The organism is Pantoea sp. MQR6 (assembly GCF_022761075.1).
In the GTDB taxonomy this organism is placed as follows: domain Bacteria; phylum Pseudomonadota; class Gammaproteobacteria; order Enterobacterales; family Enterobacteriaceae; genus Pantoea; species Pantoea phytostimulans.
Window position 1 is genome coordinate 1,615,484 of sequence record NZ_JAKYXB010000001.1, and the last position, 12,369, is coordinate 1,627,852.

At 51.0% G+C, this 12,369-nt stretch carries 15 protein-coding genes and 2 tRNA genes; 10 read left to right on the plus strand and 7 right to left on the minus strand.

What is annotated here, in order from left to right:
- The first annotated feature begins 28 nt into the window (after nucleotides 1-28).
- A complete protein-coding gene (gene rutG, locus MUG06_RS07575) occupies nucleotides 29-1,348 on the plus strand; it encodes a pyrimidine utilization transport protein G (RefSeq protein WP_215847146.1) in 1,320 nt (439 codons plus the stop codon).
- Here the strand turns inward: rutG and MUG06_RS07580 are convergent, their stop codons facing one another.
- Both MUG06_RS07580 and MUG06_RS07585 read right to left on the minus strand, forming a co-directional pair.
- A complete protein-coding gene (locus MUG06_RS07580) occupies nucleotides 1,349-2,263 on the minus strand; it encodes a DMT family transporter (RefSeq protein WP_243078208.1) in 915 nt (304 codons plus the stop codon).
- A gap of 96 nt (nucleotides 2,264-2,359) precedes the next feature.
- On the minus strand, nucleotides 2,360-2,536 hold the full coding sequence (locus MUG06_RS07585) for a general stress protein (protein WP_243078209.1): 177 nt from the start codon (nucleotides 2,534-2,536) through the stop codon (nucleotides 2,360-2,362).
- A gap of 329 nt (nucleotides 2,537-2,865) precedes the next feature.
- Between MUG06_RS07585 and wrbA the strand changes: the two genes are divergently transcribed.
- The 3 genes from wrbA to MUG06_RS07600 are packed head-to-tail and all read left to right on the plus strand — an operon-like array spanning nucleotide 2,866 to nucleotide 5,159.
- Complete coding sequence (gene wrbA, locus MUG06_RS07590; RefSeq protein ID WP_215847148.1) at nucleotides 2,866-3,465, plus strand: NAD(P)H:quinone oxidoreductase; 600 nt, start codon at nucleotides 2,866-2,868, stop codon at nucleotides 3,463-3,465.
- 32 nt (nucleotides 3,466-3,497) lie between these two features.
- Complete coding sequence (locus tag MUG06_RS07595; RefSeq protein WP_215847149.1) at nucleotides 3,498-3,728, plus strand: YccJ family protein; 231 nt, start codon at nucleotides 3,498-3,500, stop codon at nucleotides 3,726-3,728.
- A gap of 57 nt (nucleotides 3,729-3,785) precedes the next feature.
- Entirely contained in the window at nucleotides 3,786-5,159 is a 1,374-nt protein-coding gene (locus MUG06_RS07600; protein WP_243078210.1) for an NAD-dependent succinate-semialdehyde dehydrogenase, read from the plus strand.
- Nucleotides 5,160-5,230: 71 nt separating this feature from the next.
- Here the strand turns inward: MUG06_RS07600 and agp are convergent, their stop codons facing one another.
- The 3 genes from agp to MUG06_RS07615 form a co-directional block, all read right to left on the minus strand.
- A complete protein-coding gene (agp, locus tag MUG06_RS07605; protein WP_243078211.1) occupies nucleotides 5,231-6,790 on the minus strand; it encodes a bifunctional glucose-1-phosphatase/inositol phosphatase in 1,560 nt (519 codons plus the stop codon).
- Between the two features lie 265 nt (nucleotides 6,791-7,055).
- A tRNA-Ser gene (locus MUG06_RS07610) sits at nucleotides 7,056-7,143 on the minus strand.
- A gap of 78 nt (nucleotides 7,144-7,221) precedes the next feature.
- Nucleotides 7,222-7,309 (minus strand) — tRNA-Ser (locus MUG06_RS07615).
- A gap of 229 nt (nucleotides 7,310-7,538) precedes the next feature.
- Between MUG06_RS07615 and yccA the strand changes: the two genes are divergently transcribed.
- The gene (gene yccA, locus MUG06_RS07620; protein ID WP_243078514.1) at nucleotides 7,539-8,195 is read left to right on the plus strand and encodes an FtsH protease modulator YccA; all 657 of its coding nucleotides are present in this window, start codon (nucleotides 7,539-7,541) and stop codon (nucleotides 8,193-8,195) included.
- 102 nt (nucleotides 8,196-8,297) lie between these two features.
- Complete coding sequence (locus tag MUG06_RS07625) at nucleotides 8,298-8,624, plus strand: TusE/DsrC/DsvC family sulfur relay protein (RefSeq protein WP_243078212.1); 327 nt, start codon at nucleotides 8,298-8,300, stop codon at nucleotides 8,622-8,624.
- Here MUG06_RS07625 and yccX read toward each other — a convergent pair whose 3' ends face one another.
- Nucleotides 8,625-8,903, minus strand: a complete 279-nt coding sequence (yccX, locus tag MUG06_RS07630; RefSeq protein WP_215847152.1) for an acylphosphatase — start codon at nucleotides 8,901-8,903, stop codon at nucleotides 8,625-8,627. It lies immediately after the preceding gene.
- A gap of 85 nt (nucleotides 8,904-8,988) precedes the next feature.
- Between yccX and rlmI the strand changes: the two genes are divergently transcribed.
- Entirely contained in the window at nucleotides 8,989-10,179 is a 1,191-nt protein-coding gene (gene rlmI, locus MUG06_RS07635) for a 23S rRNA (cytosine(1962)-C(5))-methyltransferase RlmI (protein WP_243078213.1), read from the plus strand.
- A 59-nt stretch (nucleotides 10,180-10,238) separates the two neighbouring features.
- Nucleotides 10,239-10,556: a heat shock protein HspQ gene (hspQ, locus tag MUG06_RS07640; RefSeq protein WP_215847153.1), complete on the plus strand. Its 318-nt coding sequence runs from the start codon at nucleotides 10,239-10,241 to the stop codon at nucleotides 10,554-10,556.
- Between the two features lie 34 nt (nucleotides 10,557-10,590).
- Here hspQ and MUG06_RS07645 read toward each other — a convergent pair whose 3' ends face one another.
- A complete protein-coding gene (locus MUG06_RS07645; RefSeq protein WP_215847154.1) occupies nucleotides 10,591-11,013 on the minus strand; it encodes a CoA-binding protein in 423 nt (140 codons plus the stop codon).
- Nucleotides 11,014-11,187: 174 nt separating this feature from the next.
- Here MUG06_RS07645 and MUG06_RS07650 point away from each other — a divergent pair, with 174 nt between their 5' ends.
- Nucleotides 11,188-11,826 (plus strand): DUF2057 family protein, encoded by a 639-nt coding sequence (locus tag MUG06_RS07650; RefSeq protein WP_215847155.1) that lies wholly within the window; start codon nucleotides 11,188-11,190, stop codon nucleotides 11,824-11,826.
- A gap of 84 nt (nucleotides 11,827-11,910) precedes the next feature.
- Nucleotides 11,911-12,369 carry a methylglyoxal synthase gene (locus MUG06_RS07655; protein ID WP_243078214.1) on the plus strand — a complete coding sequence of 153 codons (459 nt, stop codon included), beginning with the start codon at nucleotides 11,911-11,913 and terminating at the stop codon, nucleotides 12,367-12,369.

Below are 12,369 nucleotides of genomic sequence, written 5' to 3' on the forward strand. Positions count from 1 at the left end.
CGGCATTTATCTCTTTTTGGAGTAAACGATGGCGAGTTCCTGGTTTCCTCAGTGGCAAAAGAAGTCGGCAGTAACCGATAACGGGCTGATCGCCCCCGATGAAACGTTGCCAGCGGGACAAACAATTGTTCTCGGCTTGCAACACGCAGTTGCGATGTTTGGCGCGACGGTATTAATGCCGCTACTGATGGGGTTGGATCCCAACCTGGCGATTTTAGTTTCAGGTATTGGCACGCTGCTGTTCTTCTTTGTTACTGGTGGTCGCGTGCCCAGCTATTTGGGATCCAGCGCCGCCTTTGTCGGGGTGGTGATTGCCGTTACCGGCTTCAACGGTCAAGGCCTGAATCCTAATCTCAGCATCGCGTTGGGCGGCGTTATCGCCTGTGGTTTGCTGTATACGCTGATTGGTTTCGTGGTGATGAAAGCCGGTACGCGCTGGATTGAAAACCTGATGCCGCCGGTGGTAACGGGTGCGGTAGTGATGGCGATTGGTTTGAATCTGGCACCCATTGCTGTTCACAGCGTCTCTGCCTCCTCCTTCGACAGCTGGATGGCGGTAATGACCGTTTTATGTATTGGCTTGGTGGCGGTATTTACCCGTGGCATGATTCAGCGGCTGCTGATTCTTATTGGCCTGATCGTAGCCTGGGCAATCTATGCGCTGCTGACCAACGGTTTAGGATTTGGCAAACCGGTGGATTTCACGCTGCTCGCTCAAGCGCCTTGGTTTGGACTGCCGCAAACCACCGCACCCACGTTTGATATGCAAGCCATTGTGCTGATCGCGCCGGTGGCAATTATCCTGGTAGCAGAAAACCTCGGACATATTAAAGCAGTAGCAGGCATGACCGGGCGCAATCTCGATCCCTACATGGGGCGCGCGTTTGTCGGCGACGGTCTGGCCACCATGATTTCTGGCACCCTGGGCGGCAGCGGCGTCACAACCTATGCCGAAAACATTGGCGTCATGGCGGTTACCAAAGTCTATTCCACGCTTGCGTTTGTCGCAGCAGCGGTGATTGCGTTGATCCTCGGCTTCTCACCTAAGTTTGGTGCGCTGATTCACACCATTCCCGGGCCGGTGATTGGCGGCGCATCCATTGTGGTCTTTGGCTTGATTGCTGTGGCGGGTGCGCGTATTTGGGTGCAAAACCATGTCGATTTTAGTCAGAACGGCAATCTGATCATGGTGGCAACAACACTGGTTTTAGGCGCAGGCGACTTTGCGCTGAAAATTGGCGAGTTCACGCTGGGCGGTATTGGCACCGCCACATTTGGTGCGATCATCCTGAATGCCATTCTGCGCCAGCGCGGTAAGGCGCTGGCCGAGAATAAGATTGTCGGTTAGTTACTCAAGCGGTGTCGGCGCTCGCTGCACCGCTTTTTTCCGCTTAAAACGCAGTTCGCTAACAATCACACCGCAAACAATCAACGCACCGCCAAATAAAGCGGCGGCCGGTAAACGCTCACCAGCAATTCGACCGACAACCCCTGCCCACACCGGTTCGCCGGCATAAATCACGGTAGCTCGGGTTGGCGATACGCTGCGCTGCGCCCAGTTCATCGTCACCTGAATTAACGCGCTGGCCGCGCCCAAACCCAGCGCACTCAACAGCAATGTCGGCGAAAACGCAGGCAGAGATTCGCCATTGGGTATCATCAGAAAAAATGCGCAAACAGAGGCGACAGCCAGTTGAATTAACGTTACGCGGCGCACATCGACCTGGCCGGCAAAGCGACTAATCAGGATAATCTCAGCCGCGATCGCTAATGTACTGATCAGGGTAGCAATCTCGCCCTGATTTAAATTGATGCGCCCATCTTGCGGCCCTGCTACCAACAGCAAACCACCAAAGGCCAGCGAAATCCCCAGCCACGCCATCACACTCGGTGGACGACGCAGAAACACCCATTGTAATAACGGCACCACTGGCACATAGAGTGCGGTTAAAAAAGCCGACTGGCTGCTGGAAATGGTTTGCATGCCATAGGTTTGCAATCCGTAACCGCCAGCAATTGAAAGGCCAATCAGTGTGCCCGCTTTTATTTCCATCCAGGTTATTGCGGCTAAATAGCGTCGAAAAAACAACGCCAGCAGCAGTGCCGCCGTGGCAAAGCGCAGGCCAACGAAGAAAAAAGGCCCGGAGTACTGCACAGCGTGGTGCACCACCAGGAAAGTGCCGCCCCAGATCATCGTTATAAAAATTAAAACCAGCTCCTGGCGCGAAATGCGCAAGGATAAACTGCGGATAGCGTCCGACATAATTCACCTGCAAAGGGATTCGGGCGCCATTTTGCGGAGTGAAAGGAGATAAAGCAATGATGTTAACCGCCGGTATTTCCCGGCGGCAGAAGAGGATTAGGCATCAGCAGATTTTTTATTACTGCTGCGTCCGCCTTTTTCGCCAGCACGTGCGGCGCGTTGTGGGTCATTTTTAAAATTGCCGCCGCTGTTCTTACCCCCTTTCCGTCCGGCTTCTGCCGCACGCTCACGGTTTTCGGCGAAATTTCCTGAACCTCCACGATGTGTAGCCATAATTTACTCCGATCGCTTAATCGTGTTGCTGAAATCATCATTTACCCGGACTGGCGTAAAGCCTGTTGATTGCCGATTTATACAGCAGCGTTTCATACAGCAATCATGATTAAAGCTTAGCCAGTTTTCGCTCACGTCCCGGCAACCGTTACATTTAGCAACAGATAATGCGCTAGCAATTTGCGTAAATATCGAACATTCAACCAGCTTTTAATGCAACGTCTGCCGGTTAAAGGTCCTAAAAATGGTTTTGCTCCTGCCTCAGACTCGCAGCGCAATAAAGCTCTTCTATACTTCTTTTTACGCTAAATAACCTGAGAGAGATGTTGATGGCTAAGATCCTGGTGCTCTATTACTCAATGTACGGACATATAGAAACGATGGCGAATGCGATTGCCGAAGGTGCCCGCAAAGTCCCAGGCGCAGAAGTCGATATCCTGCGTGTGCCAGAAACCATGGATGCAGAACGTTTTGCACAGGTTGGCGGTAAAACGCAACAAGCTGCTGCAGAAGCCACGCCCGACATCCTCCCACAGTACGATGCCATAATTGTTGGAACACCCACCCGCTTTGGCAATATGTCTGGTCAAATGCGTACCTTCTGGGATCGCACTGGCGGACTTTGGGCTTCTGGTGCCCTGTTTGGCAAAATCGCCAGCGTCTTCTCCTCAACGGGAACCGGTGGCGGGCAAGAACAAACTATTACCTCGGTCTGGACCACGTTAGCCCATCACGGCATGGTGATTGTCCCAATTGGTTATGGCACTAAAGAGCTGTTCGATATCTCGCAAGTCCGCGGCGGCACGCCTTATGGTGCAACGACGCTGGCGGGTGGTGATGGTTCGCGTCAGCCCACGGAAGATGAACTGAATATTGCCCGCTTTCAGGGTGAACACGTTGCCGGGCTGGCAGTTAAACTCAAGGACTAATTTTACTCTGGATTTCATTTAAGGAGACCTTTATGGCGACCGATCAAGCGAAAACACATCACGTTGGCGAATGGGCCAGTCTGCGTCACACCTCACCTGAAATTGCTGAAGCCATCTTTGAAGTGGCAAATTATGACGAGAAACTCGCCGAAGAGATTTGGCGTCAGCAAGGCAGCGATGAAGTCCTGTTCCGCGCCTTCGATAAAACCGATAAAGACGTCCTGACCTGGGATGACAAAACCGTAGAACGTAAAAACGTTTAATTCTGAGGCGGGATTTTCCCGCCTCACATTTTTAAGTTATTGACCAAGGAGCGCTGTATGTCTTCCTATCAAAGTATCAATCCCGCTAACAACCAGTTGCTGAAAAGCTGGCCTTCCCACGACGCGACGGCAGTAAGCCAGGCGCTGGACGTGGCCGATCGCCTGTTCCATTCCAGCTGGAGCAAAGGGGATATTCAGCCGCGCGTGCAGGTATTAAAAAAACTGGCCGACCTGATTGACAGTCGTGCAGAAGAGCTGGCCACTATCGCCAGTAAAGAGATGGGTAAACTGATCGGCCAGAGTCGAGGTGAAGTAAAGATTTGCTCTCAAATCGCCCGTTATTATGCCGAGAACGCTGAACGTATTCTGAAACCACAATCTTATCCCAGCGAGCTGGGTGAAGCTTGGGTAGAATATCATCCAATTGGCGTGCTGGTAGCCGTCGAACCGTGGAACTTCCCTTATTATCAGCTGATGCGTGTGCTGGCACCGAATCTGGCGTTGGGTAATCCGGTGCTGGCCAAACACGCCAATATCGTGCCGCACTGTGCCGACGTATTTGAGAAGCTGGTAAAAGAAGCTGGCGCACCAGAAGGTGCCTGGACCAATCTGTTTATTTCAACCGACCAAGTGGCTGACCTGATTGCTGATAACCGCGTGCAAGGCGTTGCGCTAACCGGCTCCGAACGTGCGGGCAGCGCGGTCGCAGAGCAAGCCGGTAAACATTTGAAAAAATCCACGCTGGAATTGGGTGGCAACGATGTGTTCGTGGTCATGGATGATGCGAATATCGATGAAGCAGTACGCCAGGGCGTGCAGGCGCGACTCAGTAACTGCGGTCAAGTCTGTACGGCCGCGAAACGCTTTATCCTGCATGAGAAAATTGCGGAGAGCTTTATTTCAAAATTCAGTGCTGCGTTATCTTCCGCGACGCTCGGCGATCCGCTGGATGAAAAAACCACGCTCGGCCCTCTTTCATCCAGTGATGCGCGTGATCGACTCGTTAAACAGGTTGATGAAGCGGTAGCCAACGGGGCAAAAGTGCTGACAGGCGGCAAAGCGGTAGCGGGTGTCGGCTGCTATTATCAGCCCACAATCCTGACCGATATCAAACCGGACAATCCTGCTTATTATCAAGAGTTCTTTGGCCCAGTGGCACAGGTTTATGTTGTGGGTGACGATCGCGCGGCGGTTGCGCTGGCCAACGATTCTCATTATGGCTTGGGCGGCTCAGTTTGGACTCAAGATATCGATCGTGGCCGTAAGCTGGCTTCAGCAATCGAAACCGGTATGGTGTTTATTAATTCGCAGAGTGACACTTCAGCTGAACTGCCATTTGGCGGCGTAAAGCGTTCAGGCTACGGACGCGAACTTTCTGATCTGGGCATTAAAGAGTTTGCCAATCAGAAGTTGGTGGTCATTTCCGGCTAAACCTTTCTGATTCACCACCATAAAAAAACCCCGTCTTGACGGGGTTTTTATTTATTGCAGCTAATGTGGAATTAGCTCGCGGCGACAGGTTCTTTCGCTTTTTCGCTGTTTTCCACTTGAGCCGGCGCTTTGTCTGCGGCAGCTTTATCTGCAGCGGCTTTTGCTTTGTCGGCTGCCGCTTTATCTGCTTTGGCCTTCTCTTCTGCGGCTTTTGCATCCGTGGCTTTTTGCGCGGCGGCTTTTTCAGCTGCGGCTTTCTCAGCAGCCGCTTTATCGGCTGCGGCTTTGTCTGCTTTCACTTTCGCATCGTCGGATGCAGGCGCGGCAGGCTGAGCGGCAGCAGGTTGCGCAGCCGGCTGTGGCGCGGCGGCGGGTTGCATTGGCGTGCCTTGCAGCGCACCGTTCAAAGCCTGGGAAAATTGATCCCATGCGCAATAGCCATTCGCGTCGGTTTGGCAACCTGCCAGTTGAAGCGTTACGCGCTTAGGCGGATTTTTCAGGCTTAAAACATCAGCATTACGCAGTTGATCGGCTGTTTGATAAACATATTCGACTTTCAGCAGATCTTTGTCATTTTTAGCATCATGCCAGCGCTCAAAGACGACCTGACCGCCAATGGGCGTTTTCTCGTAGGTATCTGGCAGCTCGTAAGGTTTAACCTGCAGCGCGCTTAGCAGTGAAGCGATGTTGGAATCATGTCCCACCATCAACGTAATCTTAGGCGCGTTGGCTTTATCTTGATCAACTAACTGGCTACGAATGTAATCCACCAGCGGCGCAGCGACTTCACGCGCGACATCTGGGCTGGTGAACAAAGCATCTTGATAACCATTTTTTATGGTTGAAAGCTCTTTCCATTGTTCAGGCGTTTTGATCTGACCCCAGGCAACCTGATCCAGCGGGAAACCTTCGTAATATTGCAGTGTAAAAGCATCCATCAACGAATTACCCACTTTCAGCGGGCCGCTAACGTTGGGCTCTTTGCCGTTGTCTGCGGAGAAGGTGTTCTCGGCGTTGCTCAGGTCACACTGCTTTTTGTTATTACAGGCAGGCGCTGATTTGTAATCAACGATCTTTTCCAAACGTTGGAAAGCAGGCTTTAAAGAGAGTTTTTCATTAGTCGCAGCCATAGCGGCCAGCGCTTTTTTATTGAATTCATCACTGTCATCAGTGACGACTGGATTAAAGATGGGATCCATGGTGCCCATAGCGTCCTGATGCGTGACAGCAACATCACAACCCGGGAAAGCACCATTAATGAAGAATTGAGCGGTCGCGACAGTGCGTTGCAGGCTGTTAGCGTAAACAAAAACATTATCGCTATCTGGGCAACTGCCGTTCTTTACCAGACCTTGTTGGGCTAACCATTGGCGGGTGTAATTGCCCATGTAAACTTCCAGCACGCCACCTTTGGTCGTCAACTGTCCGCCCGGTACATCCCATTGCGGCCAGTTTTTCTTGGTCGATTGCTCTAACACGCTGCCATTGTCGGCCAGTGGTGCGCGTAAGTTATGTCGACTCAACATCAGCACCTGCTGTAGCTGCATATCACCGTCAGCGGCTTGCGCCATCGTTCCGATCGGTAATGCAGCCAGCACCGACAATGCGCAAAGACTCAGTTTCTTGATCATTGTGCCTATTCCATATATTCAGTAGAGAAACACTCAGGCTATCAACCGATTAGCTCGCTTAAGAGCGAATTGCTGCACAGTGTAACTCAGCTCGCCTCGGAAAAGCGCCAGTGGATTGTAAAAACAGTTAATGGACTATAGCAGAGTTGCTGCAGTGAGTTGCAGACGTGACAGCAGATTGAAAAGCAACGGGATGTTTTTCGGAATCACTGAAGGGAAAGGACAAAAACGAAACAGGCCAGCACGAATGCTGGCCTGTAGAATGTGGCGGAGGAAGAGAGATTCGAACTCTCGGATGGTTTCCCATCGGCGGTTTTCAAGACCGCTGCCTTAAGCCGCTCGGCCATCCCTCCGTGTAATGCTTTGTACTGCGTGCGGCAAAAACGTTATGCGTTACGTTTCTGCTATTTCATCATTTTACATTGATGAAGTGGCGGAGGAGGAGAGATTCGAACTCTCGGATGGTTTCCCATCGGCGGTTTTCAAGACCGCTGCCTTAAGCCGCTCGGCCACCCCTCCGCAATGAGGCGCACTATAAACATCCCCCTGAGAGATGTAAAGCCTGCTTCAATTCGTTCGGCTGAAAAACAGTCAAAATAGAATTATTTGTTGTCAAAATCACCACTCTGCTCAAAGAATTAGCGGTTTGACGCGTAAAGAAGGGTAAAACGCCTTTTCCCCTTTTATTGCACTGCGTATTCTCAGCGCATATTTGGTGTTCTGCTAACAGGAGCGCAACATGAACAGAATGGACAGAGTCGCAACATCATCGTCGCAGCAGTCGCTGCTGAGTACGCACACAGTTTTGCGTAATACCTATTTTCTTTTGGGCCTGACACTGGCTTTCTCAGCGGTGACTGCCACAGCCAGCACCGTGCTGGGCTTGCCCGCGCCAGGTTTGATCTTAATGCTGGTCGGTTTTTATGGACTTATGTTCCTTACTTACCGTTTAGCAAACAGCCCAATGGGCATTTTGGCTGCATTCGCCTTTACCGGCTTCCTGGGCTACTGCCTCGGCCCGATCCTGAGCTCGTTTCTGACGGCCGGAATGGGTGATGTGATTGCGCTGGCGCTGGGCGGAACCGCTTTAGTGTTCTTCTGCTGCTCGGCTTACGTATTAACGACACGTCGCGACATGTCCTTCTTGGGCGGCATGATGATGGCAGGCTTTATTGTGCTGCTGGTTGCGGTCGTGGCAAACATCTTCCTGCAGCTGCCTGCACTTCACCTGGCAATCAGCGCCCTGTTTATCCTCTTCTCAGCGGGTGCGATTTTGTGGGAAACCAGCAACATTATTCACGGTGGCGAAACCAATTACATTCGCGCAACCGTGAGTTTGTACGTGTCGCTGTACAATATCTTTGTGAGCTTACTGAGCATTCTGGGCTTCTCGCGCAGCAACTAATCGGTCACAACGGATTTCACAAAACCTCGCTTCTGCGGGGTTTTGCTTTTTATGACGGCGTATTTTGTTAAAATGCGCCGTCGTTTTTTATGAGGAATTCAGGTGAATTTTAACGGTATTGAAATTGCAGTCGACGCCGAAGGCTATTTAAAAGATGGCAACGACTGGAGCGAAGCGCTGGCGGTAAAGATTGCTGAGCAGGAAGAGATTACCATGACCGAGGCTCATTGGGAGGTGGTGCACTTTGTACGGGCGTTTTATCTTGAATACAACACATCGCCAGCGGTGCGGATGTTGGTAAAAGCCATGGGCCAGAAATATGGCGAAGAAAAAGGCAACAGCCGCTACCTGTTCCGCCTGTTTCCTGACGGTCCCGCCAAACAAGCAACAAAAATTGCCGGTTTGCCCAAGCCCGCGAAATGTCTTTAATTAACCTGTGGTGAAATTCTCTGGTGCCTGCGCAGGCTGGTGAGGTTCGATTAAAACGTTATCAACATGCGCACTGCGCGGCCCGCCAGCTTTTAACCAATCAATTAAGGCTTCAACCTGCTGCGCTTCTCCGTAGGCCAAAACCTCTACGCTGCCATCATCAAGATTACGTGCGTAACCGAACACACCGAGCTTCTTAGCCTGCGCTTGCGTGCTGTAACGGAAACCCACACCCTGGACCTGACCTTGTACCCATGCTTTAAAACAGGCTGCTGACATTATTCTCTCCTGCTGCTGTTCGTTGCATTTTCCCGCTATCCACCGGACAATAGCGCCTCATTTTTTCAGGTAAGCATAGCAAACTATGACAGTTCGATTGATTCTTGCGAAGGGACGTGAAAAGTCCCTGCTCCGTCGTCATCCTTGGGTTTTTTCTGGTGCGGTCGCTCGCATGGAAGGCAAAGCACAACTGGGTGAAACCATTGATGTCTGTGACAGTAACGGCAAATGGCTGGCCCGCGCCGCTTATTCACCGCAGTCGCAGATTCGTGCCCGCGTCTGGAGTTGGCAGCAGGATGAATCCATCGACATCGCTTTTTTCGTGCGCCGCTTTGAGCAAGCACAGCAATGGCGAAAGTGGCTGGCGGAACGTGATGGGTTGGATAGCTACCGTTTGATTGCGGGTGAGTCAGATAATTTGCCTGGCGTTACCATTGATCGTTTCGGCAATTTTCTCGTGCTTCAACTGTTGTCAGCAGGCGCGGAATATCAGCGCCCTGCCATTATTTCTGCATTGCAGCACTGTTTCCCTGAGTGTGCTATTTACGATCGTTCTGATGTAGCGGTACGTAAAAAAGAGGGTATGGAGCTGACACAAGGCACCGTCACCGGTGAGTTGCCACCGCCGCTTCTGCCTATAACAGAACATGGCATGAAATTGTTGGTTGATATTCAGGGTGGCCACAAAACCGGTTATTACCTTGATCAACGTGACAGCCGCCTGGCAACACGCCGCTATTCTAAAGATGCTCGCGTGCTTAATTGCTTCTCTTATACCGGCGGTTTCGCGGTTTCTGCTCTGATGGGCGGCTGCCGAGAAGTAATCAGCGTGGATACCTCTCAGGATGCGCTGGATATTGCTCGTCAAAACGTTGAGCTCAACAACCTTGATGTTTCGCGCGCCCAGTTCCAACGTGATGATGTTTTCAAACTGCTCCGACGCTATCGTGACAGCGGTGAGAAATTTGATCTTATCGTGATGGATCCCCCGAAGTTCGTAGAAAATAAAAACCAGCTAATGGGCGCTTGTCGCGGTTATAAAGACATTAATATGCTAGCTATTCAGCTGCTTAATCCCGGTGGCGTATTAATGACTTACTCCTGCTCGGGGCTAATGGCTACCGATTTGTTCCAGAAAATCATTGCGGACGCCGCCATTGATGCGGGTCGCGAAGTGCAGTTTATTGAGCAATTCCGTCAGGCAGCCGATCACCCTGTTATCGCCAGCTATCCAGAAGGTCTTTACCTGAAAGGGTTTGCTTGCCGCGTAATGTGACTTGAAAAAACTGTTCTTGACGCCATATTGATCAGAGAACAGTTTTTTCGGAGGTCATAATGATTGCCAGTAAATTTGGAATTGGACAGCAGGTACGACATCGCCTTTCAGGTATTTTGGGTGTGATTGTGGATGTCGATCCAGAATATTCATTGGATGAACCTAAGTTGGATGAGGTTGGCGCTGCGGAAAAAATGCGTGCCGCACCTTGGTATCACGTGGTAATGGAAGATGAAGAAGGCGATCAGGTTCACACCTACGTCGCCGAGATTCAATTATCGGGTGAAACCACCTTTGAACACCCGGAACAGCCTTCACTGGATGAACTTGCTGCATCGGTTCGCAAACAGTTACAGGCTCCGCATCTACGCCATTAACAGGTGGCGGCTGTGTTAATCGCCGCCACTTTTGTTATGCGTGTTTAGCTGAAATCCCCAACCGTGGGATTTCCATTTTTGGGCAGCGATCCATAATCACCGTCATCCCAGCATCTTGCGCCAATACTGCAGCTTGCTCATTAATCACGCCGAGCTGTAACCATAGGGTTTTCGCGCCTATAGCAATTGCCTCCTGCGCCACGCCCCATGCCGCTTCAGAATGACGAAACACATCCACCATATCCACTTTGCCCGGAATATCTGCGAGACTCGCGTAAGCGGTTTGACCTAATAACGTTTGTCCTGCCAGTTTTGGGCTCACGGGAATCACGTCATAACCCTGATCAAGCAGATATTTCATCACGCCATAACTCGGGCGCTCAGGACGATCGCTGGCTCCTACCAGCGCAATACGTTGCGTACGCGTCAGCACATCACGAATCGTTTGATCATTCATTTTCATCTCCTTTAGCGACAAGCTTGATTGTAGATTGGCAGAACGAACAGTGGGCCATGTAGAGCGGTAATTATTAGGGCTGACGCACGAATAAATATGTTTAAATGTAAATTTACTGCCATAATGTAAGAATTTGCTACACACATCCCTTGCGCCCTATTTCCTGGAGTTGAAATGAAGCTGTCGCTGGCTGTCACGGGGTTGATGCTTTTCCTCGTAACGGCGTCCTGTTCTGCCATTACATTGAAGCTCGATCCACAGATCGATCTCCTCGTGCTTGATGGCCGCAAAATTTCGGGTTCACTGCTAAAAGGGGCCGACAGCTTAGAATTAGACCGAGGCCAACACCAGTTTCTGTTTCGTGTAGAACAACTGCGTGATGACCACAAAGATGCTTCGTTACGCTACCAATCCATACCCATGATCGTCACGTTTAACGCCGAAGTGAAAACCATCACAATTCGTTTGCCGCCGCTGGATAATAAGCGCGCTCGCCACCATTTTGATCGCACATTAAACTTTCAGCTCGTTGATGAGCATGGCAAAGAGATCGTCAGTATGCGTGATCGCTTGCCTGTCGCCGCGGGTGTTGATATGGAAAAAGCGATGTTGAATTACAACCGCGACGACCATATCGCCTCCGTTCCGCAATTCGCTAAAACAACTGCCGCTCCGCCTTCAGCCCAACTTACTGCCGATCTCGCGTGGGCCGATCAGCCTGAATTACCCTCACTCAAACGTTGGTTTCAGCGTTTTGATGAAGCGACTCGCCAACAATTTCTCAACCTCGTCAAAATGTTACGTACAAGTTGATTACGTTCAAGTTGATAGAGAGGAAAGCCAAGAGGTAAACTCGTGCAACAAATCTGGCGCACGTGACATTATCGGGAAGCCTCTATGGAACAAACGGCTCGTACTCTTGGCGTAAAAAAACATATCGCATTGGTTGCTCACGATCACTGCAAAGCCTCGCTGCTTGAATGGGTTAAGCAAAACCAGCCCGCACTCGGCACGCATGAACTTTACGCAACCGGCACCACCGGCAACTTAATCAATCGTCATACCGGTCTTGATGTTAACGCTATGCTAAGCGGACCGATGGGGGGTGATCAGCAGGTGGGCGCAATGATTGCTGAAGGGAGAATTGATGCGCTGATTTTCTTTTGGGATCCGCTTAATGCGGTGCCGCACGATCCCGATGTAAAAGCATTGCTGCGCCTTGCCACAGTTTGGAACATTCCTGTTGCGACAAACCGGACAACAGCAGACTTCATTATCCAGTCACCGCTGTTTGCCCAGTCCGTCGAGATTCAAATCCCTGACTATCAACGCTATTTGGCAGAGCGCCTAAAGTAA